The sequence below is a fragment of the Curtobacterium sp. MCBA15_016 genome (assembly GCF_001865105.1).
Taxonomy (GTDB): domain Bacteria; phylum Actinomycetota; class Actinomycetes; order Actinomycetales; family Microbacteriaceae; genus Curtobacterium.
On sequence record NZ_MJGR01000015.1, the window covers coordinates 1 to 25,886 of the forward strand.

General features: G+C 72.9%; 26 protein-coding genes. 15 read left to right on the plus strand and 11 right to left on the minus strand.

Annotated elements, in window-relative coordinates:
• Positions 1–1,452 (plus strand): DEAD/DEAH box helicase (locus BIV03_RS06250; protein ID WP_254790764.1); only part of this gene is annotated, 1,452 nt, incomplete at its 5' end.
• A gap of 69 nt (positions 1,453–1,521) precedes the next feature.
• Here BIV03_RS06250 and BIV03_RS06255 read toward each other — a convergent pair.
• Together BIV03_RS06255 and BIV03_RS06260 are read right to left on the minus strand one after the other, a co-directional pair.
• Positions 1,522–2,031 (minus strand): DinB family protein, encoded by a 510-nt coding sequence (locus BIV03_RS06255; protein WP_071295043.1) that lies wholly within the window; start codon positions 2,029–2,031, stop codon positions 1,522–1,524.
• Positions 2,032–2,067: 36 nt separating this feature from the next.
• Complete coding sequence (locus tag BIV03_RS06260; RefSeq protein ID WP_070416984.1) at positions 2,068–2,634, minus strand: MarR family winged helix-turn-helix transcriptional regulator; 567 nt, start codon at positions 2,632–2,634, stop codon at positions 2,068–2,070.
• A gap of 236 nt (positions 2,635–2,870) precedes the next feature.
• Between BIV03_RS06260 and BIV03_RS06265 the strand changes: the two genes are divergently transcribed.
• From BIV03_RS06265 to BIV03_RS06280, 4 genes are all read left to right on the plus strand, one after another.
• Positions 2,871–3,470 carry a hypothetical protein gene (locus BIV03_RS06265; protein WP_070416983.1) on the plus strand — a complete coding sequence of 200 codons (600 nt, stop codon included), beginning with the start codon at positions 2,871–2,873 and terminating at the stop codon, positions 3,468–3,470.
• Positions 3,471–3,587: 117 nt separating this feature from the next.
• A complete protein-coding gene (locus BIV03_RS06270; protein WP_071295044.1) occupies positions 3,588–4,823 on the plus strand; it encodes a S24/S26 family peptidase in 1,236 nt (411 codons plus the stop codon).
• A 61-nt stretch (positions 4,824–4,884) separates the two neighbouring features.
• A complete protein-coding gene (locus BIV03_RS06275; protein WP_071295045.1) occupies positions 4,885–6,048 on the plus strand; it encodes an exonuclease SbcCD subunit D in 1,164 nt (387 codons plus the stop codon).
• Positions 6,048–9,023: an AAA family ATPase gene (locus BIV03_RS06280; RefSeq protein WP_071295046.1), complete on the plus strand. Its 2,976-nt coding sequence runs from the start codon at positions 6,048–6,050 to the stop codon at positions 9,021–9,023. Before BIV03_RS06275 ends, BIV03_RS06280 begins: the two co-directional genes overlap by 1 nt.
• A 170-nt stretch (positions 9,024–9,193) precedes the next feature.
• On the opposite strand, the gene BIV03_RS19485 is transcribed toward BIV03_RS06280, so the two are convergent.
• Both BIV03_RS19485 and BIV03_RS06285 read right to left on the minus strand, forming a co-directional pair.
• The gene (locus BIV03_RS19485; RefSeq protein ID WP_156794771.1) at positions 9,194–9,370 is read right to left on the minus strand and encodes a hypothetical protein; all 177 of its coding nucleotides are present in this window, start codon (positions 9,368–9,370) and stop codon (positions 9,194–9,196) included.
• Positions 9,367–10,170, minus strand: a complete 804-nt coding sequence (locus BIV03_RS06285) for a class E sortase (protein WP_254790766.1) — start codon at positions 10,168–10,170, stop codon at positions 9,367–9,369. The genes BIV03_RS19485 and BIV03_RS06285 overlap by 4 nt, the downstream gene beginning before the upstream one ends.
• A 96-nt stretch (positions 10,171–10,266) precedes the next feature.
• Between BIV03_RS06285 and BIV03_RS06290 the strand changes: the two genes are divergently transcribed.
• Positions 10,267–10,704 (plus strand): GNAT family acetyltransferase, encoded by a 438-nt coding sequence (locus BIV03_RS06290; RefSeq protein WP_070416979.1) that lies wholly within the window; start codon positions 10,267–10,269, stop codon positions 10,702–10,704.
• 108 nt (positions 10,705–10,812) lie between these two features.
• Here the strand turns inward: BIV03_RS06290 and BIV03_RS06295 are convergent, their stop codons facing one another.
• On the minus strand, positions 10,813–11,757 hold the full coding sequence (locus tag BIV03_RS06295) for an EamA family transporter (protein ID WP_083403246.1): 945 nt from the start codon (positions 11,755–11,757) through the stop codon (positions 10,813–10,815).
• A 36-nt stretch (positions 11,758–11,793) separates the two neighbouring features.
• On the opposite strand from BIV03_RS06295, the gene BIV03_RS06300 reads away from it, so the two are divergent.
• The 6 genes from BIV03_RS06300 (at position 11,794) to BIV03_RS06325 (ending at position 18,338) form a co-directional block, all read left to right on the plus strand.
• Positions 11,794–12,936, plus strand: a complete 1,143-nt coding sequence (locus tag BIV03_RS06300) for a CPBP family intramembrane glutamic endopeptidase (protein ID WP_139201878.1) — start codon at positions 11,794–11,796, stop codon at positions 12,934–12,936.
• Positions 12,937–12,945: 9 nt separating this feature from the next.
• On the plus strand, positions 12,946–14,793 hold the full coding sequence (gene recQ / locus BIV03_RS06305; RefSeq protein ID WP_071295049.1) for a DNA helicase RecQ: 1,848 nt from the start codon (positions 12,946–12,948) through the stop codon (positions 14,791–14,793).
• A 139-nt stretch (positions 14,794–14,932) separates the two neighbouring features.
• The gene (locus BIV03_RS06310) at positions 14,933–15,613 is read left to right on the plus strand and encodes a 1-acyl-sn-glycerol-3-phosphate acyltransferase (RefSeq protein ID WP_083295404.1); all 681 of its coding nucleotides are present in this window, start codon (positions 14,933–14,935) and stop codon (positions 15,611–15,613) included.
• Between the two features lie 134 nt (positions 15,614–15,747).
• Positions 15,748–16,107: a hypothetical protein gene (locus BIV03_RS06315; protein ID WP_071295050.1), complete on the plus strand. Its 360-nt coding sequence runs from the start codon at positions 15,748–15,750 to the stop codon at positions 16,105–16,107.
• Between the two features lie 20 nt (positions 16,108–16,127).
• Entirely contained in the window at positions 16,128–17,429 is a 1,302-nt protein-coding gene (locus BIV03_RS06320) for a M23 family metallopeptidase (protein ID WP_071295051.1), read from the plus strand.
• 60 nt (positions 17,430–17,489) lie between these two features.
• On the plus strand, positions 17,490–18,338 hold the full coding sequence (locus BIV03_RS06325; RefSeq protein WP_254790768.1) for an NAD(P)-dependent oxidoreductase: 849 nt from the start codon (positions 17,490–17,492) through the stop codon (positions 18,336–18,338).
• Here the strand turns inward: BIV03_RS06325 and BIV03_RS06330 are convergent.
• On the minus strand, positions 18,335–18,595 hold the full coding sequence (locus BIV03_RS06330; RefSeq protein WP_071295053.1) for a hypothetical protein: 261 nt from the start codon (positions 18,593–18,595) through the stop codon (positions 18,335–18,337). The two genes, BIV03_RS06325 and BIV03_RS06330, sit on opposite strands and share 4 nt — an antisense overlap.
• Positions 18,596–18,604: 9 nt before the next feature.
• Positions 18,605–19,135 carry a MarR family winged helix-turn-helix transcriptional regulator gene (locus BIV03_RS06335; RefSeq protein ID WP_070419236.1) on the minus strand — a complete coding sequence of 177 codons (531 nt, stop codon included), beginning with the start codon at positions 19,133–19,135 and terminating at the stop codon, positions 18,605–18,607.
• Positions 19,136–19,333: 198 nt separating this feature from the next.
• On the opposite strand from BIV03_RS06335, the gene BIV03_RS06340 reads away from it, so the two are divergent.
• Complete coding sequence (locus BIV03_RS06340; RefSeq protein WP_070416970.1) at positions 19,334–20,230, plus strand: alpha-E domain-containing protein; 897 nt, start codon at positions 19,334–19,336, stop codon at positions 20,228–20,230.
• A 129-nt stretch (positions 20,231–20,359) separates the two neighbouring features.
• On the opposite strand, the gene BIV03_RS06345 is transcribed toward BIV03_RS06340, so the two are convergent.
• Positions 20,360–21,706 carry an MFS transporter gene (locus BIV03_RS06345; protein ID WP_083403248.1) on the minus strand — a complete coding sequence of 449 codons (1,347 nt, stop codon included), beginning with the start codon at positions 21,704–21,706 and terminating at the stop codon, positions 20,360–20,362.
• Positions 21,703–22,113, minus strand: coding sequence for a MarR family winged helix-turn-helix transcriptional regulator (locus BIV03_RS06350; RefSeq protein ID WP_070416969.1), 411 nt, complete (start codon positions 22,111–22,113; stop codon positions 21,703–21,705). The genes BIV03_RS06345 and BIV03_RS06350 overlap by 4 nt, the downstream gene beginning before the upstream one ends.
• Before the next feature lie 94 nt (positions 22,114–22,207).
• Between BIV03_RS06350 and BIV03_RS06355 the strand changes: the two genes are divergently transcribed.
• Positions 22,208–22,960, plus strand: coding sequence for an SDR family NAD(P)-dependent oxidoreductase (locus BIV03_RS06355; protein ID WP_071295054.1), 753 nt, complete (start codon positions 22,208–22,210; stop codon positions 22,958–22,960).
• A gap of 489 nt (positions 22,961–23,449) precedes the next feature.
• On the opposite strand, the gene BIV03_RS06360 is transcribed toward BIV03_RS06355, so the two are convergent.
• Both BIV03_RS06360 and BIV03_RS06365 read right to left on the minus strand, forming a co-directional pair.
• A complete protein-coding gene (locus BIV03_RS06360; RefSeq protein ID WP_071295055.1) occupies positions 23,450–23,719 on the minus strand; it encodes a hypothetical protein in 270 nt (89 codons plus the stop codon).
• Positions 23,720–23,730: 11 nt separating this feature from the next.
• Positions 23,731–24,873, minus strand: coding sequence for an inorganic phosphate transporter (locus BIV03_RS06365; RefSeq protein ID WP_071295056.1), 1,143 nt, complete (start codon positions 24,871–24,873; stop codon positions 23,731–23,733).
• A gap of 98 nt (positions 24,874–24,971) precedes the next feature.
• Here BIV03_RS06365 and BIV03_RS06370 point away from each other — a divergent pair, with 98 nt between their 5' ends.
• Entirely contained in the window at positions 24,972–25,847 is an 876-nt protein-coding gene (locus BIV03_RS06370; RefSeq protein WP_071295057.1) for an alpha/beta fold hydrolase, read from the plus strand.
• Positions 25,848–25,886: the final 39 nt, after the last annotated feature.

Sequence of the window (25,886 nt, forward strand, 5' to 3'; positions counted from 1 at the left end):
CGTGACGACCGTGCGCCCCGCCGGTTCGACCGCGACGACCGCGCTCCCCGTCGCTTCGACCGCGACGACCGCGCTCCCCGCCGTGACGCCGACGACCGTCCGCGCCGGAACTTCGACCGTGACGACCGCGCCCCGCGCCGGTTCGACCGCGACGACCGCGCCCCGCGCCGCTTCGACCGCGACGACACCGAGCGCAAGCCTTTCGTCCCCGCCGACGACGTCAAGCTCGAGAAGCTCCAGGCCGAGGCGACCCTCGCGGCCGACGTCGAGGGCGTGACCTTCGCCGACCTCGGCATCGGCGGCAACATCTCCCGCGCCCTGGCCGAACTCGGCGCCACGAGCCCGTTCCCGATCCAGGCAGCGACGATCCCCGACGTGATCGCGGGCAAGGACGTGCTCGGCCGTGGCCGCACGGGCTCCGGCAAGACCATCGCCTTCGGCGCCCCGCTCGTCGAGAAGCTCATGGAGAACGGCGGCGGCACGAAGCGCAAGATGGGCCGCGCCCCGCGTGCGCTCATCCTCGCGCCGACGCGTGAGCTCGCCCTGCAGATCGACCGCACCGTGCAGCCGATCGCCCGCTCGGTGGGCCTCTTCACGACGCAGATCTACGGCGGTGTCCCGTACGGCCGCCAGGTCGGTGCGCTCGAGCGCGGCGTCGACATCATCGTCGGCACCCCGGGGCGCGTGCAGGACCTCATGAACAAGGGGACGCTCGACCTCAGTGAGGTCGTCATCTCCGTGCTCGACGAGGCCGACCACATGTGCGACCTCGGGTTCCTCGAGCCGGTGCAGGAGATCCTCTCCGCCACGGCCGAGGTCACCCCCGAGGGCAACCGCGCCCAGAAGCTCCTGTTCAGCGCGACGCTCGACGCCCAGGTCGCGTCGCTCGTCGAGCAGTTCCTGCACGAGCCGTCCGTCCACGAGGTCGCCGGTGAGGACCAGGCCTCGTCGACGATCGACCACCGCGTGCTCGTGGTCGAGCAGCGCCAGAAGGACCAGCTCCTCGAGGAGCTCGTCGCCGGCGCCGGCAAGACCATCGTGTTCGCCCGCACCCGCGCCTACGCCGAGCGGCTCGCCGACCAGTTCGAGGACGCCGGCATCCGCGCGACCTCGCTCCACGGCGATCTGAACCAGTCGCGCCGGCAGCGGAACCTGCAGCTCCTCACGAGCGGCCGCGTGAACGTGCTCGTCGCGACCGACGTCGCCGCCCGTGGCATCCACGTGGACGACGTGTCGCTCGTCGTGCAGGCCGATGCGCCCGACGACTACAAGGCGTACATGCACCGCTCGGGCCGCACGGGTCGTGCCGGCAAGGAGGGCACCGTCGTCACGATCGTCCCGCGCAGCCGTCGCCGCAAGATCGAGGGCATCCTCGAGCACGCGGAGATCGAGGCGGACCTCGTCGACGCCGCCCCCGGTGACGGGATCGTCGCGGAGCTCGCCGCGCGGTAGTCGCGAGCCGACGCAGGACGGGAGGCGCGGTGCCAGCTGGCACCGCGCCTCCCGTCCGTCACGACCGCGTCAGCGGTTGAAGAAGAGCAACCCGCGCACGTACCCGGCCTGCCCGGCGTGCTGCGTGCAGTCGTCGAGGATGCTGACGAGTCGCGCGCCCCGCGTGACGGGCGGGTCCCACGCGTCGTCGACCACCGGGTCGAAGTCCGCCGGCGCGAGCGTGCCGACGTAGGCGACCGTGCGGTCGTGCACCGCGCGGAGGTAGCCGACCAGCAGGTCCGCCGAGGCACGGACGCGTCCGACGTCGTCCCGCGACATGCCGTAGCCGAGCGCCTCGGCGGGGAACGGCAGTCCGAACCGCTCCACCCAGCCGTCCGCCGTCCACACCTGCTCGGTGCCCGCGAGGTCCGCGATCTGGGCGTCCTGCCCGCGCGCGATGTGCCACGCGAGCCAGGCGAGGGTGTTCGCACCGGCGGCCGGACGTGCGGCCAGCTGGTCCTCCGACAGCCCGCTGACGGCGCGCTCGACCGTGGCGGGGACGCGGGAGAACGCTTCGATGAGGAGTTCTGAGGGGGTCATGCCGGCAACGCTACGCGCGGTGTCCGACACCGTTCGTCACGGCTGCAGGCCGGCGATCGTCCCCGCGACGGAGACCGATCGCGAGTGGCGTTCGAGCGCAGCGCCGAGCCGGTCGAAGGCGTCGGCGAGGCCGGCGCGGTCGCCGGGGGAGATGACCTCGCGGAACGCCGACGAGTAGACGGCGCCGATCTCGCGCGCCACCTCGGACCCGGACGGGGTGAGGTGGAGGAGGATGCTGCGGCGGTCGTCGGGGTTCGGGCGACGCTCGATGTGGTCGCGCTTCTCGAGCCGGTCGATCAGGCTCGTCATGGCACCCGTGGAGAGCTCGAGGTACTCGCCGGCCTGCTTCGGCGTGATCCCCTCGCCGTCGGCGGACGCGAGGAAGAACACGAACCGGGCGTCCGTGGCGTTCAGCCCGCGGGTGGAGCTCTCGTGGTGCAGGACGCGCGCGTGCTGCATCTGCAGCACGCGGAACGCCGTCATCAGCGTCGCGACGTCGCCGTCCGGGTCGACCTCGGGGATGCTGACGGTCGGCGACACGGGGGCAGGGGGGAGCTGCGCGGCGTCGAGGGGTCGCGCGAGCGCGGTGGTGGTGTCCGTCATCGGGCGGCTCTTCTCGGGAGGGTGATCGCCTGCGCGATCGGCGGGACGGCACGGGTATGCCGTCGTGCTGCTCATTGAACAAGTATCTCACCGATTGAAGTACCCCCAACTGTGGGGGTGTAGCTTCCCTTGTGAGCCACACGGCGCTCAAGTAGCTTGATCGTCGTAGCAACCACGGCGCCGTCGCGACCAACCACCGCGGAACCCCGGCGCCCCTTTGGATCAGGAGCTCCGTCATGTCCCGTGTCACCCCGCGCGCTGCGCGTCTCGCCGCCTGGATCGCCATCCCCGCCGCTCTCGTGGCCTCGGGTGTCGTCGTCTCGACCGCGTCCTACTCGGCCTTCTCGGCCACCACGGTCAACCCGACCAGCAACTGGACGGCCGGCAGCGTCGCGCTCACCGACGACGACAACAACACCGCGCTGTTCAACGCGACCGGCCTCAAGCCCGGCTCGACCGGTGCGAACTGCATCACGGTCACCTCGACCGGCACGCTGCCCTCGACCGTGAAGCTCTACGGCACGAACGCGGCCACGACGAACGCCCTCGCGTCGAACATCAACCTCACCGTCGAGCAGGGCACGGGCGGCGGCTTCGGCTCCTGCACCGGCTTCACCGCGGCGTCGACCAACGGCACGCTCTACAGCGGTACCGTCGCGGGCTTCGGCACGGCCTCGACCAACTTCGCCACGGGTGTCGGCAGCTGGGCCCCGACCGGCAGCGGCTCGGAGTCGCGCGTCTACCGCTTCACCTACACCGTCTCGAGCACCGCACCGAACACCGTGCAGGGCGGCACCGCGGCCCTCGGCTTCACCTGGGAAGCCCAGAACAGCTGAGCCGGCGACACGGGAGCGTGATCGACGCTCCCGTGTCCTCCGCGTGACGTCCGGGACCGAGCCCGATGCGGGCCCGTCCGTCACCGTCCGACAACGCGCCCCCGGTCGAAGGCAGTCATGGTCAGCATCGAAGTGCACGGCGGTCCCACGCCGCACGACGTGCTCCGTGACGCCGTCGACTGGGGGCGCATCGTCGTGGCCACGATCGCCCGCGGCGTCGTCGCGACCTTGCTCGGGCTCGCGCTCTGGGCGGCTGCTCCCGCCGTCATCGGTTGGCAGCCGACGACGGTGATGACCGGATCGATGGAGCCGCGGCTCACCCCCGGCGACGTCGTGGTCTCCCGCCCGGTGTCGGCCGGTGACGTCCGGATGGGCAAGGTCCTGCTCGTCGACGACCCGGACCAGCCCGGGCACCTCCGCATGCACCGCTACGTCGAGGACGGTCCGCGCGGCACGATCGTCACGAAGGGCGATGCCAACCCCCGGCAGGACTCCACGCCCGTCGAACCCTCGGCCGTCCACGGAGTCGCGTTCCTGCGGGTCCCGTTCGTCGGTGCGCCGATCGTCTGGCTCCGCGCGGGGGAGTGGGGCAAGGTCGGGATGCTGGCACTCGGTCTGGTCGCGGTGCTCGCGCTCTGCACGGTCGACGGATCGCTGCGGCGGTTGGTCGGTCCGGCGGGGCGCTCGTCGGACGACGATGCGGCGCGCGACGGGGGTGGCGGGCCGGACGGTGGCGCTGGCGGCGTGCGTGTCCGTGACGGTGGCGGTATCGGCGTGGGCGTCGGCGTGGGTGACAGCGCCGGTGCCGGTGACGGCCAGGAGGCGGGGGTCGACTCCGTCCCGCGCGTCGCCACGGCCCCCACCGTCGTCGTGAGCCGCCGTACCCGCCGCCGCGCGGACCGCCGAGCGCGTCGGTTCCGCCGTCTCGGCGGCGCCGCCGCCGTCCTCGTGCTCGCGGGCGGGGCCGGGTTCCTCCTGCCGGCAGAGGCCGTCGCCGGGCCGTGGTCGCGGACCACCGTCACGTCCACCTCGTTCGGCGCCGCGACCGCGACGAGCGTCGCGACCCTCACGTGCACGCAGCTGAACAGCAACACCGTCACCATCGCGTGGACGTACACCGGCGTCACGCCCAACTCGTTCGACCTCGTCTACCAGACCACACAGGTCGCGACGGTCGCGGGGACCGAGCGGTCGCTGCCCTACAGCGGTGGCGGCCTGCTCGACCTGGGGACGACGTACACGGTGAACCTCCGCACGAACCTCGGGGGGACCTGGACCGCACTGAGCACCCCGACCGTCAAGGTGAAGGTCACGTCACTGCTCGGCATCTCCTCCGCGACCTGCGCGCCCTGAGTTCTCCACAGGTCGCCGCGGGGCACCCGGCGATGTCCCCGGCCGGCGCTACCGTGACCGCATGCGCATCCTGCACACCGGCGACTGGCACCTCGGCCGCACACTGCTGGGTGCCGACCTGCTCGAGCACCAGGCGGCCTTCCTCGACTGGCTCGTCGACCAGGCACGGGCGCGTGCGGTCGACCTCGTCGTCGTCGCCGGGGACGTCTACGACCGTGCCATCCCGCCGGTCGACGCCGTCCGGATGCTGTCCCGGGTGCTCGAACGGCTGGCCGAGACGGCCACGGTCGTCATCACCCCGGGCAACCACGACTCCGCCGCACGACTCGGCTTCGGTGCCGGCGTGATGGACCCGCGGGTGCGGATCCTCGCCGAACCCGCAGGCATCGCCACCCCGGTCCTCATCGACGACGCCGACGGGCCCGTCGCGGTGTACGGCATCCCGTACCTGCACCCCGACCTCACCCGGTACGCCCTCGCGGCGGTGCCCGACGAGCCGCTCGCCCGCTCGCACCAGGCCGTCGTCGGTGCGGCGATGGACCGCGTCCGCGCCGATCTCGCCCAGCGACCCGGTACGCGCAGCGTCGTCGTGGCCCACGCGTTCGTCGGCGGGACCGAACCGAGCGACAGTGAGCAGGACATCCGCGTCGGCGGGGTCGACCGGGTGGCGCGTGCCGTGTTCGACGGCATCGACTACGTCGCGCTCGGGCACCTGCACGGGCCGCAGCGCGTGGGGGACGGCGACCGCGTGCGGTATGCGGGCTCGCCGCTCGCGTTCTCGTTCGGCGAGCGGCACCAGCAGAAGTCCGTCACGGTCGTCGACCTCGACGACTCCGGGCAGGTGACGGCCGAGCTCGTGCCGGCGCCCGTGCCGCGGCGGCTCGTCGACGTCCGGGCCACGATCGACGAGATCGAGTCCGGGGCGCACCGGTCGGCGGCGGACGCCTGGGTCCGCGTCGCCGTGACGGACACCGTCCACCCGGAACGGATGTACGCCCGGGTGAAGGACCACTTCCCCCACGCCCTCGCCATCACGCACGAGCCGGCCGACCGCTCCGAGCGTGCCGCCGCCCATGCGGTCACGGCGACGTCCGACCCGGTCGAGGTGGCAGCCGACTTCGTGTCGTTCGCCACCGGCACCGTGCCGGACGACGACGACCGCGCGATCCTGACCGAGGCGTACGAAGCTGCTGCCCTGGCCCTCCAGCGTGAGGGGGACCGCTGATGTACCTGCATCGGCTCGAACTCCGCGCGATCGGCCCCTACCCGGACCTCGTGTCGATCGACTTCGCCGCGCTCGCCGCCTCCGGGGTGTTCCTGCTCGAAGGGCCGACGGGTTCCGGCAAGTCGACGATCATCGACGCCGTGGTGTTCGCCCTCTACGGCGGACTGGCCGGTGCCGACGCGAGCGACGACCGGTTGCACAGCCAGCACGCCGACCCCTCGGTGGAGCCCTTCGTCGAGCTCGTGTTCGAGACCGGTGCCGGTGTCTACCGCATCCGACGCACGCCGCAGTACCAGCGCCCGAAGCAGCGGGGGACCGGCACCGTGAAGCAGCAGGCCTCCGCGCAGTTGTTCCGCCTCGCCGGGCCGGCCGACGTGGCCGGTGAGCCGATGTCCTCGCGCATCCCCGAGGTCGCGGTCGAGATTGCCCGGATCATCGGCCTCGACAAGGCGCAGTTCCTGCAGACCGTCGTCCTGCCCCAGGGCGAGTTCGCCCGGTTCCTGCGGTCTCCCGGCGAAGACCGCCGCAAGCTGCTGCAGTCGTTGTTCGGCACGCAGGTCTACGACCGGACGGCCGACGAACTCGCTGTCCGCCGTCGCGCCGTCCTGGCCGAGGTCGAGGGCGCCGACGCCCGGGTCCGCGACGCCCTGAACCGGTTCGCCCAGGCTGCGGGTGTCGACGAGCCGGACGAGTCCGACGTCCCCGCGACCGTCGCGGCACTCCGAGCGACCGCCGACGCTGCCGAGTCCGCTCGCGCCACCGCGTCGCGCGCGGCCGCTGCTGCGGCGGCGCACGAGCAGTCGGTCACTGCTCGTGCAGCCGCACTGGACCGCCGCGCCGTCCTCGTCGCACGTCGTGCGGAACTCGACGCGGGTGCCGACGGGGTCGCCGCGGCCCGCGTGCGCTTGGCGTCGAGCGAACGCGCTGCCCGCGTCGCGGTCGTCGCCGACGGGCTCGACGCCGCACGCGCCCGCTCCGACCACGCCACCGCGGCGGCGGACGCCCTCCGCGCACAGCACAGCGTGACGACCGACCGAGACGCCCTCGCCCACCAGCGGACCGCCGTGACCGAGTGCCTCGCCGCGGTCCGGCACCGCATCGACCTCGAGCGAGCGCTCCCCGGCAGGCGTCAGGCGATCACCGATGCCGTCGCTCGCGGAACCCAGCTCACCGAACGCCTCGCCGACCTCGACACCGCGCTCGATGCCCGCCCCGCCGAACGCGCCCGCATCGTCGAGGATGCCCGGGCCGCCGCCGCGCTGGCCGCCGGGTCCGAGGCCGCGCGGCTCGAGGTCGAGCGTGTCCGTGCACTCCGGGCCGACCTCGTCGCCTGGACCGCGTCCGAGCGGCGCGTGCAGGGTGCCGAGCAGACCGTCGTGGCCGCCCGCGCCACCGCCCACGAGCTCGTCCGGGTCGAGCAGCAGTTGCGGGAGCGCCGCATCGCCGGACTCGCCGGAGAGCTCGGCGCCGCACTCCTGCCGGGCGACCCGTGCCCGGTGTGCGGGGCGACGGAGCACCCGGTCGTCGCGACACCCCAGCACGACCACCCCACGACCGAGGCGATCGAGGCCGCGGCCGAACGTGCCCGGCGTGCCGAGCGCGCCCTCGGCGACGCCGCGACGGCCCTCGCACTCGAACGGGCCGAACTCGCCCGGCTCGTGCAGGTCCTCGGTGACGTCGACGACGACACTGTCGACGCCCTCGCGGCTGCGGCCGACGCAGCCGTCACGGCGGCGCACGACGCGGCCGTCCGCGTGCGCGACCTCGAACAGCAGCGGGCCGCACACGACGAGGGAACGCGCACCCTCGAACGGCAGCGGAACGAGGTCGACGCCGAACGCGCCGTCCTCGCCGGAGCAGCCGCAGCAGACGCCGAGCGCCTCGAGCAGGACGAGTCGGCGGTGTCGGCCGCGATCGAACGCGTGGCCGAACACCTCGACGGTGCGCCGGAGACCCTGCGCCAGGGGGTCGAGTCGCTCGACGCGCTCGTCGGTCGACTCGACGCAGTGCTCCAGGCCGACAGTCGCGCGGACTCGGCAGCAGCAGACGTCCGCGAACGTGCGGCCGAGGTGGACCGGGTCCTCGCGGAGCAGGGGTTCGACGACGTCGCCTCCGCCCGCGCCGGGGTCCTCGACCGAGCGGACGCCGAAGCACTCCGGGCCGAGGTCGCCCGTGCCGACCAGGCCCGCGCGGTCGTCGACGCGGGACTCGCCGAACCGGCGGTCGTCGCTGCGGCCGACGACGACCCGGCAGCACTCGACCTCGACGGAGCCCGCGCAGCACGGGACGCCACCGCAGCCGCGGCCGAAGCAGCCGTCCGCGCCGCCACGTCGGCGGTCGACCAGGCCGTCGCGTCCGAACGGTGCGCAGCCGAGGTGGACGCCGCGGTCCGTGCTCGCGACGACACCTCTGCGCGCAGCCGGGCCGTGGTGCGGCTCGCCGACGTCGCGGCAGGGGCCGCAGCAGCCAACCCCACCGGGATCACCCTCGGCACCTACGTGCTCATGCGCCGCTTCGAGGACGTCGTCGCCGCGGCGAACGACCGGTTGCGGGCGATGCTCGCGGGCCGGTTCACGCTCGAGACCTCCGACGAGCGGGAGTCCGGCTCACGCGCACGGCGCACGGGCCTCGCGCTCGCCGTGCACGACCAGACGACCGACACCGTGCGCGACCCCCGCAGCCTGTCCGGCGGCGAGACCTTCACGGTGTCGCTGTGCCTCGCGCTCGGTCTCGCCGACGTCGTCCAGGCCGAGGCGGGCGGGGTCTCCCTCGGCACGCTGTTCGTCGACGAGGGGTTCGGCACGCTCGACCCCGAGACGCTCGACGACGTGATCGGGCAGTTGTCGCGCCTGACCGCGGGCGGACGTCAGGTCGGGATCGTCAGCCACGTCGAGGAGCTCAAGCAGCGGATCCCGGAGCGCATCGCCGTGCGGCGCACGTCCGACGGCGGATCCCGGGTGACGACCACGGTCTGACGCGCCCGCGCCCGCCCCGCCCCGCCCCCGCCCCCGCGCTCGCGCACGCACCCGCCCCGCCCCCGCCGCGCCACCGTGCGGGGCCCCGAGCTCGGTGCGAGGCCCCCGACGTCCCACCGTCAGCGAAAGCTCGCACGGTGCGGATCCAGGACGCTGCGCAACCCCGCGCGTCAGGGCGACGGCGAGACGTCCACCGTGCCGTCCGGCGGCGGCAGGATGTCCGCAGCGACCCACGGGAACACGAACGTGAACAGGACCCACACGATCGCCGCGAGGAGCACGAGCAACTCGATCACCTTGAGCGCCGCGGGGCCGGGCAGGATGCGCCAGACGAACGGGAAGATCACTTCGACGTCTCCGAGAGTTCCTTCGGGGTGCCCTCCGACGCGGGCATCCAGTAGTCGAGCTTGGCGTGCGTGACGTACCGCTCCTTCGCCGACCACATCGGGTGGCACGCGGTCAGGGTCAGCCAGCGGTCGTCGGCCCTCGGCTCGACCCCGGGCTTGTTCGGCACCGGGGCGATGGTCTCGACGTGGTCGGGCGTGACGATCTGCGAGTCGGTGACCTTGTACACGTACCAGACGTCGAACTTCGTCTTCGCATCGGTCACCCGCACCACGACGTCGTCGCCGGTCTTGAGCTCGGCGATCTGGTTGAGCGGCTTGCCGTAGGTCACCCGGTGCCCGGCGACGGCGAAGTTGCCCTCGGCGCCCGGCATCGCGGTGTCCTGGTAGTGGCCGAGGCCGATCGTGTTGAGGACCTTCTCGCGGTCGGTGCCCTCGCCGATCGGGCGCTCGTAGTCCTTGCCGAACCGGGGGATCTGCATCGTGCCGAAGACGTCGGTGACGTTCGGCGGCTCGGCGAGCACGGGAGCGGGCCCGCGGTGCTCGGTGCCGGTCCCCGAGACGTCCTTCTGCCCGAGGCCGTCGACGAGCTTCGTCTGCTCGTTGACCGCGACGACGTCCGTCCACCACGCCGTCCACACCACGTACAGCCCGGTGCCGGCGCCCGCGATGATGAGCAGCTCGGCGATGAGCGAGACGATGGCGCCACCCACGGTCTGGCGGCGACGCGGTGCCCGTCGTGCAGCACCGGCCGCGCCGTCGCGGCGGTCTCGGCGCGACGGGAGTGTCTCGTGTGCGGTCACGGGGCTCCTGATCCGGATGGGGTGGTCGGACAGGTCTATCAGATCACGACGACGACCCCGTGACGAGGTTGTCCACAGCACCGTTACGGTGAAGTGATGCAGCACGTCCTCCGCCGGTTCGACCCGGCCGACACCGAAGCCGTCGTCGCCCTGTGGCAGGCCTGCGGTCTCGTCCGTCCGTGGAACGACCCCCGCCGCGACATCGCCCGCAAGCTGACCGTGCAGCCCGAGCTGTTCCTGGTCGCCGAGGACACCGAGGACCCCGCCCATCCGGTCGTCGGAGCGGGCATGGCCGGGTTCGACGGGCACCGCGGCTGGGTGAACTACCTGGCGGTGCGGCCGGACCTGCAGGGCTCGGGGCTCGGGCGTGCGTTCATGGCGGAGTTCGAGCGACTCCTGACGGACCTCGGCTGCCCGAAGCTCAACCTGCAGGTCCGGGCCGGCAACGAGCAGGTCATCGGCTTCTACGAGGCACTCGGCTACACCGACGACCGGACGGTCTCGCTCGGCAAGCGGCTCATCCCCGACGCCTGACGCCCGCTCCGGCCGCCCCGAGTCTCGGCTCCGCGGACAGTTTCGCGGCCCTGCGAGCACGAAACTGTCCGCCCAGGCGAGACTCGCCCGATGCGGCGCAGCGACCCCCTACGCGAGCGCCAGCCCCACCGCGGCGCCGAACGCCAGCACGATCCCGGCCCACTGCACGGGCGTCAGCCGCTCCCGGAGCACGATCCCGGCGAGCACGACCGTCCCGATCGGGTACAGCGCGTTGAGCACGCTGACCACGGGCAGGGTCGCCGGGTCCTCACTCGAGTGCAGCCCCGCCTGGATGAAGACGTTCGCCGCGGCGTCGAGGACGCCGCAGGCGACCACCGTCCACACCAGGCGAGCCGGCCAGCGTCCGCCACCACGGATGCCGGGAGGCGCGGCAGACCCCGGAGCGTCGGCCGACCTCGCGGGGTCTGCCGCGCCTCCAGGGCCCTGCCCCGCGACCGCGGCCCGCCGCGTCACCACGACCGCCGCCGTCCCGAGCAGCACCGCCTGCAGCACCCGCGACACGACCAACGGCGCCACCCCCGCGTCCGACGGCGTCATGTCGTACGCGAGCACGATCCCGCCGAAGCCGCACCCTGCGACGGCCGCCGTGACAAGCCCCACCGCGGTCACCCGCGCACCCGACGTGTCCCGCACCGATGCCACCAGGACCACCGCGAGGACCGCCACCACCAGCGCGACCACCGCGAGGCCCGACAACGCCGTCCCGCGCAACACCGCCACCAGGACGGGCACGACGGCGGCGAAGACGGCGGTCAGCGGCGAGAGCACGCTCATCGGGCCGATCGCCAGCGCGCGGTAGAGGAGGAGGACGCCGACGCCTCCGGACACCCCCGCGACCGCTCCCCACAGGACGGACTCCGCGCCGAACGCACTCCCGACCACCACGAGCCCGACCAGCAGGGGCACGATCCCGACCGCCGCGGCGACGGCGGCGACGGTCACCGCACGGACACGACGTGACGCGAGGCCGCCGAGGAAGTCGGCGAACCCGTAGACGAGCGCGCCGGACAGGCCGAGGACGACGGTGAGCACGGCTCCCATCCTGCCCGGCCCGGTAGCCTGCGTGGCGTGAGCGTTCCCTACCACCGCCTGCCCCGCGTCGACGCACGCTGGAGGTGGTGGCGCCCGCTCGTGGCGCTGGCGTTCCTCGCGGGCTGGTACTTCGTCTCGCAGGTGATCATCGCAGTCGCGTACTTCGTGCCGATCGGCGCGACCCAGGGGCCGCAGGCGCTCATCGACCTGCAGAACGACCTCGCGAGCGGGGCGCTCGACCCCACCGACCCGGTGGTGCTGTCGCTCTCGCTCGTGTCCCTCGTGGTCCTGTTGCCGGGCATCCTGCTCGCGGTGAAGATCGCGCGCGTCGGTCCCGCCGGGATCCTGTCGTCCACGCGGTTCCGGGTGCGCTGGGGCTGGACGGCCTGGTGTCTCATCCCGACGCTCGTCGTCGCGGCGATCATGTTCGTCGTGCAGACCGGGCTCTTCTGGGACGGCGGGATGATCACGACGGACGGTGGCTTCGCCTGGAACCACGCCGCGATCGGCCAGTCGACGGTGTCCCTCGGCACGCTCACCACGACGCTCGTGCTCGTCATCGTGCTCGTGCCGTTCCAGGGTGCGGCGGAGGAGTACATCTTCCGCGGCTTCCTCATGCAGACCATCGGCTCGTGGATCCCGGTCCGCATCGTGGGCACGGTCCTCGCCGTCGCGGTGTCGACCGTCGTGTTCGCCCTGCTGCACATCCCGAACGGCTACAACGTCTGGGGCGTCCTCGACGTCGGGTCGTTCGGCCTCATCGCCGCGATCATCGTGCTGCGCACCGGCGGTCTCGAGGCGACCGTGCTGCAGCACGCCTTCAACAACATCATGATCTTCGTGCTGCAGGCGCCGGGGTGGTCGCGGATCGACCTCTCGTCGCAGGACGCCAACGGGACCATCGGCGGCTGGCTCGTCACCCTCGGAACCTCGCTGCTCTACTGGGGCATGGTCGAGGTGCTCGCGCGGTGGCGCCACCTCGACCGCCGGTTCGCGGGCGCGGCCGCACCGCGGTTCCGTGGTCCGACACCGGTCTGGGCGGGTGGCGGGCGCTGGTTCGGTCCAGGAGGCACGGGCTGGGCGAGCGCCCCGGCCCGCCTCGACGAGACGGCCGGCTCGGCCGACGGGGCGGACGCAGCACCTGTGGACAACGCCGTGGGTGTCGCCGGTCGGCCGTAGGCTCGTGGCATGAGCACCACGCCCGCGCCCGCCGCCGTGTCTGCTTCCCGAGCCGCCGCGCTCGACGTCCTGCACCGCGTGTGGGGCTACGACGACTTCCGGGGCGAACAGGCCTCGATCATCGACCAGATCGTCACCGGGGGCGACGCACTCGTCCTCATGCCGACCGGCGGTGGCAAGTCGCTCTGCTACCAGGTGCCGGCGCTCGTGCGGGACGGCGTCGGCGTGGTCGTGTCGCCGCTCATCGCGCTGATGCAGGACCAGGTCGACGCCCTCGCGGCGAACGGCGTCAAGGCCGCGTTCCTCAACTCCACGCAGGGGCCGGACGAACGTGCCCGGGTCGAACGCGCCGTGGTCTCGGGCGAGGTCGACATGCTCTACCTCGCGCCCGAGCGGCTCCGGCTCGAGTCCACGCGCGCACTGCTCGACCGCGCGCAGATCGCCCTGTTCGCCATCGACGAGGCGCACTGCGTCGCCCAGTGGGGCCACGACTTCCGGCCGGACTACCTCGAGCTCAGCGTCCTGCACGAGCGCTGGCCGACCGTGCCGCGCATCGCCCTGACCGCCACCGCGACGCCGCAGACCCACCGCGAGATCTCCGCCCGGCTCGGCCTCGACGATGCCGCGCACTTCGTCGCCGACTTCGACCGGCCGAACATCCAGTACCGCATCGAACCGAAGACCGGGGCGCTGCAGCAGCTCCTCACCTTCATCCGCACCGAGCACAGCGGCGACGCCGGCATCGTGTACTGCCTCTCCCGCAACTCGGTCGAGCGCACCGCGGCCGCACTGTCCGAGCAGGGGATCCCGGCGCTGCCCTACCACGCCGGTCTCGACGCCAAGGTGCGGGAACGGAACCAGTCCGCGTTCCTGCGCGAGGACGGCGTCGTCATGGTCGCCACCATCGCGTTCGGCATGGGGATCGACAAGCCGGACGTCCGGTTCGTGGCGCACCTCGACCTGCCGAAGTCGGTCGAGGGCTACTACCAGGAGACCGGTCGTGCCGGGCGCGACGGGCTCCCCTCGACCGCCTGGCTGGCGTACGGGCTGAACGACGTCGTGCAGCAGCGCCGGATGATCGACCAGTCCGAGGGCGACGCCGCGCACCGTCGGCAGCTCAGCGCGCACCTCGACGCGATGCTCGCCCTGTGCGAGACCATCGAGTGCCGGCGCGTCCGGCTGCTCGCGTACTTCGGGCAGGAGAGCACGGCGTGCGGCAACTGCGACACGTGCATCGCCCCGCCCGAGTCGTGGGACGGCACGGTCCCGGCGCAGAAGTTCCTCTCCACCGTGGTCCGGCTCGACCGTGAACGCGGCCAGCGGTACGGCGTCTCGCACCTCGTGGACATCCTCGTCGGCAAGCAGTCACCCCGCGTGCAGGAGCTCCGGCACGAGTCCCTCGCCACGTTCGGCATCGGCAGCGACCTGGGCGAGGCGGAGTGGCGCACCGTCGCCCGACAGCTCCTCGCGCAGGGCTACGCGGCGGTGTCCGGCGACGGGTTCGGCACGGTCGTCCTGAGCCCGACGAGCGCCGACGTCCTCGGCGGCCGCGTGCAGGTCCGGATGCGGCGCGACCCGGTGAAGGCACCCCGGGCCTCCCGCAACCGTCGGACCGTCGTGACCGACATGCCCCAGGAAGCCCTCGGGCTGTTCGAGGCCCTGCGCGCCTGGCGTGCGGCCCAGGCCCGCGAGCAGGGCGTCCCGGCGTACGTGGTCTTCAACGACGCGACGCTGCGGGGCATCGCGGCGGTGAAGCCGTCGGACGAAGACCAGCTCGCCGAGATCTCCGGCGTCGGCGGGGCGAAGCTCGAGCGCTACGGCCGTGCGGTGCTCGACGTCGTCGCCGCGGCCGAGTGATCGCGACACATTCTGTGGCGGGCATGCGATCGGGGTCGTGATCACTACACTCGGAGACTCCCGTCACGAGGAGGCCCGTGTGTCCGGATCGTCGAAGTACACCACGCTGAGCCGTGCCTTCGTGGCGCCGCTCGCTCGCATGATCTGGCGGCCGCGGATCATCGGTCGGAAGAACATCCCGAAGCGTGGCCCGGTGATCCTCGCGAGCAACCACCGCTCGTTCATCGACTCCCCGACGATCGGCCTCCTCGCACCGCGGAAGGTGTTCTTCCTCGCGAAGAAGGAGTACTTCACGGGCAAGGGCTTCCGGGGCTCGGTGACGCGGGGCTTCTTCGAGGGCATCGGCGCGATCGGTGTCGAGCGGGGTGCGGGTTCGGCGGCGCAGGAGGCCCTCGACCTCGGGCTCGAGCGGCTCCGGGCCGGCGATGCGTTCGCGATCTACCCCGAGGGCACCCGGTCCCTCGACGGCCGCCTCTACCGGGGCCGCACCGGAGTGGCCTGGCTGGCCCTGACGAGTGGTGCACCCGTGGTGCCCGTCGCCCTCACCGGCACCCAGGACGTCCAGCCGGTGGGGTCGCGCGTCCCGAAGCTCGCGAAGGTCACGGTCGAGTTCGGGACGCCGCTCGACCTCTCCGGCTTCGGAGAGGCCTCGTCCGGCCGGGCTCGTCGTCACGCGACGGACGCCGTGATGGCGGCGATCCAGGAGCTCAGCGGACAGGAGCCCGCGAACGCCTACAACAACCCGCCGGCGACGATCGTCGAACGGGTGCGGCAGGTCCTCCGGCGCGACGACCCGACGGCCGCGGTCGAGCCCGACTGACGAGCGCATACACGAAACATGCTATTGCACATCTGAAATACTGGTGGTTGAATGGAGTCGTGCCCAGGGGCACACTCCGACCGCGTCCCGCCCGAGAACGGGACGCCCGACCACCTGATCGGAAGGCAAGCAGCATGTCCTCCACGCCGCTCTTCGACTCCATCGCCCGCCGTGCCGAACGGCCGACCCCCGCTCCGGCGGCACCGGCAGCTCCGAGCGCGCCGACCATCTCCCGGGCCACGTTCGCCCCCGCGCCGACCTCGCCGATGACCGCCCCGGCCGAGCCGCAGGGCCCCGTGTTCGTCCCGGCGTCGCTCGTCGCCGCGATCGAGGCCATCCCGACGCGCGTGGTCGCCGCGACGACCGCCCACGCGGTGGCTCCGGAGCAGCTCGTCCTGGTCGAGGCCGTCGCCGACGCGATCACCCGCGCCGTGGTGGACGCCGTCGTGACCGAGCTCGACCGCATCGCCCGCGACGGCGTCGTCCGCGCCTGAGCCGGCCCTCGACGAAGCCGATGTCCACGACGACGGACCGCCTGCCGATGCGCCCGCGGGGCGCCGCTCGCCACGCGGCCAATGCCCCGGCCGGGGTCGAGCCGCTCCCCACCCGTCGTGCTCGCCGTGCGGCAGAACGTGCGGCGGCGGATCCGACGACCGCGCCCGGCACCCGCGCCGGCACCGGCACCGGCACCGGCACCAGCACCGGCACCGGCACCGGCACCCGCACCGGCACCCGCACCGGCACCGGCACCGGCGCCAGGCCGCTGCGCGCCGCCGCTCCGAGCATCGAGACGCCGGGCACCGATGTTCCAGGCGCCGCCCGCCTCCGGCATCCCGATGTCCCCGCGGCGTCGCCCGCGCCGACACCCCCGGCGTCCGAGCCGTCGACCCCGCAGGCAGCCAGACCGTCGGCCCGGCGGGCTGCGTCGGCCCCGCCGGCCGTCCCGGTCGTGTCCCCGACCGTGACGACCGGAGCCGTCACCCACTCGACCACCGGGGCGGCGGTGTCCCCTCCCGCCGCCCCGGTCTCCACCAGCGCAGGGAACCCCCAGCCCCTGCCGTCGCGACGGGCGCTGCGCACGGACCAGCCCGCGATCCGGCCCACTGCCCTCGGGCACGCCGTCACCCAGGCGATCACGCTGCCGCTCCGCTCGATCGGCTCGGCCTTCGCGTCCGCACGGGCCGTCCCGCTCACCGCGACCGCCGTCGCCGCGTGCCTGTTCGTCACCGTCGCCACACCGCAGACGGCGACGGCAGCGAGCGCCACGTCGGTGCTCCCGGCGCTCGACGTGCAGGAGTACACGACCTCGGCGACGTCGACCGCCCGCGCCGAGCGGGACGGCTTCGCGATCGGCCGGGCACCCGAGCGTCGCGCGGCAGCGGCCCCGTCGTCCGAGTCGGCTCCGGGCGCCTCGGCGGCGAGGCCCGTCGCGGGGACGATTCCGGCAGCGGGCGGTTTCGGCTCGCGGTGGGTCAGCGGCTGCGATGCCTGTTCGACGAACCACCAGGGGCTCGACTTCGCCGCGCGCGAGGGGACGGCCGTCGTCGCGGCGATGTCCGGACGCGTGGTGTCCGCCGGGGTCGTCGGCGGGTACGGCAACCAGGTCCTGCTGCAGCACGCCGACGGCTCCCAGACCCGGTACGGGCACCTCTCCCAGATCGGTGTCCGGGTGGGGCAGACCGTGACGGCGGGGCAGCGCATCGGCGCCGTGGGGAACACCGGTGTCTCGACCGGATCGCACCTGCACTTCGAGGTCCTCCACGGTGGCGTGGCGGTCGACCCGGCGGTGTGGCTCCGGGACCGCGGCCTGCTCTGATCGACGGCGCGTACCGTCGAACGGGCGACCGCAGGGTGCGGCGCAGGGACGGAGACGCGCGTGCGGGTGACGGTACTGGGGACCGGGGCGATGGGTGCCGGGGTGGCTGGGTCGCTGCTCCGCGAGGGCCACACGGTGACCGTGTGGAACCGGAGCGCTGACAAGGCCGCTCCGCTGGGTGAGCAGGGTGCGACCGTGGCGGACGACCCCGGTGCAGCGGTGGCCGATGCCGAGGTCGTGCTGCTCACGCTCTTCGACACGGACGCGGTGGTGGACGTCCTCGAGGCCTCCGCGGGCGACGCCCCGACCGACGCCGTGTGGGTGCAGTGCTCCACGATCGGCGTCGCCGGCACCGAGACCGTCGTGCAGCTCGCCGCGAAGTACTCGATCACCCTCGTCGAGGCGATGATGCTCGGCACGAAGGCACCCGCCGAGCAGGGCACCCTGACGATGCTCGCCGCCGGACCCGCGGACGTGCTCGACCGCATCGACCCGGTGCTCGACGCGATCGGCGCGAAGACCGTGCGTGCGGGGGACCAGGTCGGTGCCGGGACCGCGCTCAAGCTCGCGGCGAACGCCTGGATCGCGTCGATCACGGCCGCGACCGGGCAGTCGCTCGCGGTCGCGAAGTCGCTCGGGCTGGACCCGGCGCTCTTCCTCGAGGCGATCGACGGCAGCGCCAGCGACTCGGCCTACGCGCACGCCAAGGGCGGGTCGATCATCGAGGGATCGTTCCCGGCGCAGTTCGCGCTCGACGGTCTCCGGAAGGACATCGGCCTCATCACCGACGCCGCGCGCAGCACGGGGGTGTCCACGGTCCTGCTCGACGCACTGGGCCGGGTCTACGCCGACGCCAGCGCTGCGGGACACGGCGGCGACGACATCGCTGCCGTCGGCACGGCGTTCTAGCGCAGGTCGTCACGCGGGGCCGTGCGGCGCCCGTCCCGTCCGAGGAACCGTCGGAGCGCGTTCGTCAGGCGACCCACGGTCTCGTCGTTCATCGTGTTGGCGAGGTCGAACGCCTCGCGCGCGGGATCGGCCCCGGCCTGGATCCGACGGAGTGCGGCGTCCGCGCGAGCCCGAGCGTCGAGCTCCGCCAGGGGCATGTCGTCCTCGGGGTCGTGCGGCGCGGGAGTCGCGGTGCCGTCGGTGCCCGTGTCTGCCATGCCAGCAGGCTACGCGGACCGGCTGACGCGGTGCCCACGACCGGCGACGTCGACGCCGTCCACGACGCGGACCATCTCGTCGAGGAACGACACGATGACGGCCATGTCGTCGGTCGACAGGTGCTCGGTCGCCTCGACCGCGCGGGAGTCGAGCTGGTCGATCACCCGGAGTACCTGGCGCATCGAGCCACCGGACGCGGTCAGGATGACGCCGCGGCGGTCGTTCGGGTCCGGGTGGCGTTCGACGTGCCCGCTCCGGACGAGCCGGTCGACGAGTGCCGACGTCGACGCCGGGGTGATGTCGAGGTGCTCGGCGAGGTCCTTCGCGTTGACCGTGCGGCCGGCCTCTTCCGCGTCGAGGAGTGCGCGGAGGGCGAGCAGGGCGTTCTCGCCGATGCCCAGTGCCTCACGCGCGCGTCGCTGTGCCGCGCTCTCGGCGCTCCGGTACCTGCGGAGTGCGTTCAGCACGTCCACCGCGTCGACCCGGGAATCCTCGCCGTACCAGAACCCCGCGGCGCTCGTCGTCACCTCGGTACTCATGGTCACAATGCTAGACGCTCTAGTTAGATTGTCTAGCGAGCGCGGAGAGTGGACCGGGGACGCACGCCGGACGTCCAGGATCGGACCCGGCACACGGGCGCACCAGCGGGGTCCGCGCCGAGCCGCAACACCCGTGACGCGGCGACGAAACACCCTCGCAATCCCCGGTCAGTAGGTTCACGGCATGCAGGAGCCGACGTGCTGAGCCGACTCGCGGGGAGCGTGTTCCACGTCGGGAGCGCCGTGGAACGGGCCGAGGTCGTCGCGCGCATGCTCGACGTGTACGTCGCCCGCGGTGAGCCCGCCGGGGTCGAGCACGACCGGGCGGTCGCCGCCGAGCTCCGGGCGGTCGTGGGGGCCGCGGGACCGGCGAACGACCCGGACCGGGCCTCGACGATCGACTCCCTCGCCCTCGACCGGCACGAACCGGCGTCCATCGCGTCGGCCGTCGCGGTCGCGCGGGACAACGCCCGGCGTGCCCGTGAGGTCGTCTCCACCGAACTGTGGGACTGCCTCAACGTCACCCGGTCGCGGATGCCCCGCAAGGTCGCACCCGATCGTGCCCACGAGTTCCTGGCGTGGGTGCGGGAGCGCAGTGCCCTGGCGATCGGGGTCGTCGAGGCTGATGCGAGCCACGACGAGGTCTGGGAGTTCTTCACGCTCGGCCGTGCGCTGCAGCGGTGTTCGGCCACGGCGCGACTGCTCGCGTCGGGGCTGCTCGACCCGGAGTCGGGTGCGTCGTGGACGACGGCGCTCCGGGCGTGCGGCGCCGGCGAGGCGTTCCAGCGCGGCCGCGATCACCACACGCCCGGGCCGGAGGACGCCGCGGCGTTCCTGCTCCTGGACGAGCACAGTCCGCGGTCGCTGCGGTTCCTCGCGCGGCGGGCGGACGAGTGCCTCGCCGACGTGGCGCCGTCGTGCATCGCCGACGAGGTGCGTGCGTTCGCGGACACCCGGGCGGGCCTCGAGTCGGTGTCCGACGACGGCGCGGTGCTGGCAGCCCGCGCCGCGGGGGAGCGGCTCGCGGCGGCGGCGGACCTGGTGGTGCAGGCCCTCGACGAACGCGTCTTCGCCGCGCCCGAACCCGCGCGCTGAGCCGCGGTGAACGCGCCCGCTGAGCTGCGCCCGAACTCGCGTGCCCGACTGCGCCCTGGACCGATGTGACGACGGACGGGAGGCGCGGTGCGGGGCAGACCCGCGCCTCCCGTCCGTCAGGCGGTCACGTCAGACCGCGCTGGACCGGTCCGCGACCGCCTCGTCGCGCTCCAGGTCCTGCCGCAGCGCCGCGCGCGACGCGCGGGTCCCCACGACCGGCACCGCGTGCGTGATCGCCAGGTGCAGCCGGGTGTCCGCGTCGTACCGCACCCGGAAGCGCTCGTACCGGATGAGCCACACGAGCGCGATCGCCAGGGCCACGAACCCCGATGCCGCGCCGACGGCGATGGCCCAGCGCGGACCCCACGCGTCGGCGACGGCACCGACGATGGGGGCGCCGATGGGGGTGCCGCCCGCGAAGATCGCCATGTAGAGGGCCATCACCCGTCCGCGCATCGCGGGCTTCGTGGTGGTCTGGACGAGGGCGTTCGCGGTCGTCATGAACGTCAGCGACGCGAGCCCGACGAACACCAGGACGATCGCGAACGACCAGTACGTCGGAGCGACGGCGGCCGCGACGCAGGCCAGGCCGAACCCGGCGGAGGCGACGACGAGCGTGCGCATCCGCGGGCGGTCGCGGCGTGCGGAGAGCAGGGCACCGGCGACCGAACCGATCGCCATGACCGAGTTGAGCAGGCCGAACTCGCCCGCCCCCTTGTGGAACTCGACGCGGGCCATGGTCGAGGTGAAGATCGGGAAGTTCACGCCGAAGGTCCCGACGACGAAGATCATGCAGAGCACGACGATGATGTCCGGCCGCGTCCGCACGTACTGGAAGCCCGCGAGGATCTGCCCCTTGCCGCGCTTCGGTCGGATCCGCTCGGCGAGCTGTGCTGGATCGACGAAGCGGAGCGCGATGAGCACGGCCAGGAACGAGGCGGCGTTGATGACGAACACCCAGCCGGAGCCGATCGCCGCGATGAGCACACCGGCGACCGCGGGGCCGATCAGCCTGGCGGCGTTGAAGGAGGCCGAGTTGAGCGCCACGGCGTTGGCGACGTTCTCGCCCTGCACGACGTCGGACACGAAGGCCTGGCGGATCGGGGTGTCGAACGCGGCGACGATGCCGAGCGCGAGGGCGAACCCGTAGAGCGACCAGATCGTGGCGGTGTCGGTCAACACCATGATGCCGAGCCCCAGGCCGAGGGCGCCCATCAACCCCTGCGTCAGCATGAGCATCTTGCGCCGGTCGAACCGGTCGGCGGCGAGCCCGGTCAGGGGCAGGAGGAGCAGCTGCGGACCGAACTGCAGGGCCATCGTGATGCCGACCGCGATGGCGTCGTTGTCGGACAGCTTCGTCAGGACGATCCAGTCCTGGGCGGTGCGCTGCATCCAGGTGCCGACGTTGGACACCAGGGCGCCGGCGAACCAGACGCGGTAGTTGCGGCCGGACAGGGAGCGGAACATGGCGGTCACTGCTGGGCCAGCCTCCTCATGATCTCGGTGGCGTCCGCGAGGGTCCGCCGTTCTGCGTCGGTGAGCTCGGCGAGCCGCGGGGTGAGCCAGCCGTCCCGACGACGACGGGTCTCCTCGACGAACGCGGCACCGGCACCGGTCGCCCCGAGCAGGACCTTGCGGCGGTCGTCGCCGTGGTCGCCCTTCGAGACGAGGCCGCGCTCGACGAGGACGGCGATCGTCTTCGTCATCGACGGTGGGGTGACGCCGTCCTGCCGGCTGAGTTCGGCGAGGGTCATCGGGCCGTCGCGGTGCAGTCGGGCGAGCGCGGAGAACTGGGCATCGCTGACGGTGGTGTCGGCCTTCTGCGCACGGAGCGTGCGGGAGAGGCGGTTCACCGCGATGCGGAGGTCGGTGGCGTCGGTCACAGGTCGTTAGCCTAGCAAATTAGTTCAGCGAACGAACTGGTTTTCGGGTGTATCGTGCTGTTGAACAACAGGTGTTGTCCAGAGAGAAGGAATCATGTCCGAGTTCGAGGGCAAGGTCGCCATCGTCACCGGTGGCGGCAGCGGCATCGGCGAGGCCGTCGCGAAGGAGCTCGCCGCTGCGGGCGCGACGGTCGTCGTCACCGACATCAAGCTCGACTCCGCACAGCGGGTCGTGACGTCGATCGAGGAAGCCGGCGGGACCGCGAGTGCGTTCGAGGCCAACTCGGCCGTCGCCGCCGACAACGAGCGCATGGTGCAGTTCGCCGTGGACACGTACGGAGCCCTGCACCTCGCCGTGAACAACGCCGGCATCGGCGCCGCACCGCAGTCCATCGGCGAGTACGACGTCGCCGCGTGGGACCGCGTGCGTGCGGTGGACCTCGACGGGGTGTTCTACGGCCTCCGCTACGAGATCCCCGCGATGGTCGCCGCCGGCGGTGGCGCGATCGTGAACATGTCGTCGGTGCTCGGCTCGGTCGGCATCGCGCAGAACGCCGCCTACGTGGCGTCGAAGCACGCGCTGGTCGGCCTGACGAAGGTCGCCGCCCTCGAGTACACGGCGCAGGGCGTCCGGACGAACGCGGTCGGCCCGGGCTTCATCGACACGCCGCTCGTGCGCGCGTCGCTCTCGCCCGAGGCGCTCACCGCGCTCGAGGCCGAGCACGCGGCGCAGCGACTCGGCACCGATGCCGAGGTCGCGGCCCTGGTGCTGTTCCTGCTCAGCGACAAGGCGTCCTTCATCAGCGGCAGCTACCACCTGGTCGACGGCGGCTACAGCGCCCACTGAGGCGCTGCGTCCGTGCGCCGGCGCGCGCGCCGGCGCGCGCGCGGGCGCCGCATGGTGAGCAGAAATGGTCGGGTCCGGCGTGCGGACCCGACCATTTCTGCTCACCGAGTGCGCGCCTGGGCGCGCCTGCGGGGTGCGCGGGCGTTCGCGCGCCCCGCGCCGTCGGACGGGAGGCGCGACGGGCGTGAGCGGGTCTGCCCACGCGAGCCGCGCCTCCCGTCACGCATGGTGAGCAGAAACGGTCGGGTCCAGCGTGCGGACCCGACCATTTCTGCTCACCGAGCGCGCGCCTGCGCGCGCATGCGGGGTGCGCGGGCGTTCGCGCGCCCCGGGCCGTCGGACGGGAGGCGCGGCGGGCGTGAGCGGGTCTGCCCACGCGAGCCGCGCCTCCCGTCATGCATGGTGAGCAGAAACGGTCGGATCCAGCGTGTGGACCCGACCGCTTCTGCTCACCAAGCGGGCGCCCGCGCGCCCGCGCGCGCGCGGCGCTCAGTGGAACTGCGGGATCGTCATCCAGATGCCGAAGAGCACGGCAGCGATGCAGACCGCGAAGCACAGCCCGGCACCCGCCAGCGCGAGCGGGGGCGTGTGGCCGGACCTCGGGGTCTCCTGCGCGTACTGGGTGTGCTCACCCCCGGCGTCGACCGGTTGGCCGGTGCCGAGCAACCGCAGCCCGAGCGTGTAGGGGAGCACCACGCCGACCGCGGCCACGAAGCCGACCCCCGCGACGGTGCCGATGCTGGTGAAGTCGATGTCCATCGTCGTCCCCTTCAGTTCCGGGCCGCGACGGGCTCGCGCTCGGCCTCGTCCGCGGTGATGTCCTCGTGCGAGACCGGGCGCCGCTTGGCGAGGGTGTAGAACGTGAGGCCTGCGGCCAGGGCGAGCACCGCGACCAGGACGAGCCCGATGGTCGACGTCGACGCGACCCAGGTGGCGAGGGCGCCGACGACCGCAGCCGCGGGCAGCGTGATCACCCACGCGACGACGATGCGACCGACGACCGACCAGTGCACGTCGGCGAGCTTCTTGCCGAGGCCGGAGCCGATCACCGAGCCGCTCGTGACGTGGGTGGTCGAGAGCGCGAAGCCGAGGTGCGAGGACACGAGGATCGTCGCCGCCGAGCTGGTCTCCGCCGCGAAGCCCTGCGGGGACTGCACGTCGGAGATCTTCTTGCCGACGGTCTGCATGATCCGCCAGCCGCCCATGTAGGTGCCGAGGCCGATCGCGAGGCCGCACGCCAGGATCACCCAGAGCGCCGGTCCGGTGCCGGCGGACTGGTAGTTCGCGGCGATGAGGGTGAGCGTGATGACGCCCATCGTCTTCTGCGCGTCGTTCGTCCCGTGGGCGAGCGACACGAGCGACGCCGAGATCGTCTGGCCGTGCCGGAAGCCCGTCGCCGCACCGTGGGTGGTCGCGTTCTTCGTCAGCGTGTAGGCGATGTACGTCGCGACGAGGGCGATGACGCCCGCGATGACGGGGGAGAGCAGGGCCGGCAGGACGACCTTCGAGACGACCGTCGCCCAGTCGACCGAGTTCAGGCCCGCGCCGATGATCGACGCGCCGATGAGCCCGCCGAACAGCGCGTGCGTCGAGGACGACGGGAGGCCGAAGTACCACGTGGCGAGGTTCCAGAGGACGGCGCCGACGAGGCCCGCGAAGATCATGGTCGGCGAGATGTGGATGCCGTCCTGCCCCTCGCGGATGATGCCCTGCGAGACGGTCTTCGCGACCTCGGTGGACAGGAACGCGCCGACCACGTTGAGGACGGCGGAGATGAGCACGGCGGTGCGGGGCTTGAGGGCCCCCGTGGCGACCGAGGTGGCCATGGCGTTCGCGGTGTCGTGGAAGCCGTTCGTGAAGTCGAACACGAGGGCCACCACGATCACCAGCACGACGGTGACGAGGACGTCCATGCGCGAGACGCTAGGCCTGCTCCGAACCCGCTGCGTGAACGCCGGGTGAACACCGGCGGCCACCTGGCTGCGTCCGACCCGTCTGCGAGGATGCTCACGTGCCCACCTTCTCCGCAGCGCGAGGCGACGCCTCGTTCACCGACGCGCACGGCGTCGAGATCGTCTACTCGACCTGGCGTGCGGCGCGTCCGAAGGGCATCGTGCAGATCGCGCACGGGGTCGGCGAGCACGGACTCCGGTACGAGCCGCTCGCGCAGGACCTCGTCCGCGCGGGCTGGACCGTGCACGCGAACGACCACCGCGGGCACGGTCGGACCGGCCTCGCGCAGTGGGACGGCGACCACGCCAAGCTCGGACGGCTCGGCCCCGGGGGCCTGCGGGCCGCGATCGCGGCCGTCGAGCAGATGAGCGCCGTCGCGCGCGAGGACACCCCCGGCGTCCCGCTCGTGCTGCTCGGCCACTCGTGGGGCTCGCTCATGGCCCAGCGGATCGTGAACACGTCGTCCGGGTCCTACGACGGGGTCGTCCTCTCCGCGAGCGCGTACCGGTTGCCGGGGTGGATGAACAGCGGCGACCTGAACGCCCGGCACGCGGGCTCGGGGCCGACGAAGTTCGAGTGGCTCACCCGGGATCGGGCGGTCATCGAGGCCGTCGCGGCCGACCCGCTCGCGGTCGAGGCAGACGTCATCGGCCTCTTCGGGCTGCGGGACGCCCTCCGGCTGCTCGGGGTCCCGCGTCGGGGCATCGCGCACGACCTGCCGATGCTGCTGCAGGTCGGCTCCGAGGACTCGCTCGGCGGCCCGCGATCGGTCGAGCGCCTCGCGCAGGCGTACCGGCGGCGCGGTGGGCTCTCCGACGTCACCGTGCGGGTGTACGAGGGGGCGCGGCACGAGGTCTACAACGAGACCAACCGCGACGAGGTCGTCGCGGACCTGGTCGCGTGGCTGGACCGGGCGGTCGCGCGCACGTCCTGAGACGGTACCGGCTGACGGCCGGGAGGCGCGGGGCGGCGC

What these genes read in the sequence shown, in the direction of transcription:
- BIV03_RS06255 (WP_071295043.1), bottom strand. Translation starts at nt 2,031, where the DNA reads ATGACCCCCTCAGAACTCCTCATCGAAGCGTTCTCCCGCGTCCCCGCC.
- BIV03_RS06260 (WP_070416984.1), bottom strand. Translation starts at nt 2,634, where the DNA reads ATGACGGACACCACCACCGCGCTCGCGCGACCCCTCGACGCCGCGCAG.
- BIV03_RS06265 (WP_070416983.1), top strand. Translation starts at nt 2,871, where the DNA reads ATGTCCCGTGTCACCCCGCGCGCTGCGCGTCTCGCCGCCTGGATCGCC.
- BIV03_RS06270 (WP_071295044.1), top strand. Translation starts at nt 3,588, where the DNA reads ATGGTCAGCATCGAAGTGCACGGCGGTCCCACGCCGCACGACGTGCTC.
- BIV03_RS06275 (WP_071295045.1), top strand. Translation starts at nt 4,885, where the DNA reads ATGCGCATCCTGCACACCGGCGACTGGCACCTCGGCCGCACACTGCTG.
- BIV03_RS06280 (WP_071295046.1), top strand. Translation starts at nt 6,048, where the DNA reads ATGTACCTGCATCGGCTCGAACTCCGCGCGATCGGCCCCTACCCGGAC.
- BIV03_RS06290 (WP_070416979.1), top strand. Translation starts at nt 10,267, where the DNA reads ATGCAGCACGTCCTCCGCCGGTTCGACCCGGCCGACACCGAAGCCGTC.
- recQ (WP_071295049.1), top strand. Translation starts at nt 12,946, where the DNA reads ATGAGCACCACGCCCGCGCCCGCCGCCGTGTCTGCTTCCCGAGCCGCC.
- BIV03_RS06310 (WP_083295404.1), top strand. Translation starts at nt 14,933, where the DNA reads ATGATCTGGCGGCCGCGGATCATCGGTCGGAAGAACATCCCGAAGCGT.
- BIV03_RS06315 (WP_071295050.1), top strand. Translation starts at nt 15,748, where the DNA reads ATGTCCTCCACGCCGCTCTTCGACTCCATCGCCCGCCGTGCCGAACGG.
- BIV03_RS06320 (WP_071295051.1), top strand. Translation starts at nt 16,128, where the DNA reads ATGTCCACGACGACGGACCGCCTGCCGATGCGCCCGCGGGGCGCCGCT.
- BIV03_RS06330 (WP_071295053.1), bottom strand. Translation starts at nt 18,595, where the DNA reads ATGGCAGACACGGGCACCGACGGCACCGCGACTCCCGCGCCGCACGAC.
- BIV03_RS06335 (WP_070419236.1), bottom strand. Translation starts at nt 19,135, where the DNA reads ATGAGTACCGAGGTGACGACGAGCGCCGCGGGGTTCTGGTACGGCGAG.
- BIV03_RS06355 (WP_071295054.1), top strand. Translation starts at nt 22,208, where the DNA reads ATGTCCGAGTTCGAGGGCAAGGTCGCCATCGTCACCGGTGGCGGCAGC.
- BIV03_RS06360 (WP_071295055.1), bottom strand. Translation starts at nt 23,719, where the DNA reads ATGGACATCGACTTCACCAGCATCGGCACCGTCGCGGGGGTCGGCTTC.
- BIV03_RS06365 (WP_071295056.1), bottom strand. Translation starts at nt 24,873, where the DNA reads ATGGACGTCCTCGTCACCGTCGTGCTGGTGATCGTGGTGGCCCTCGTG.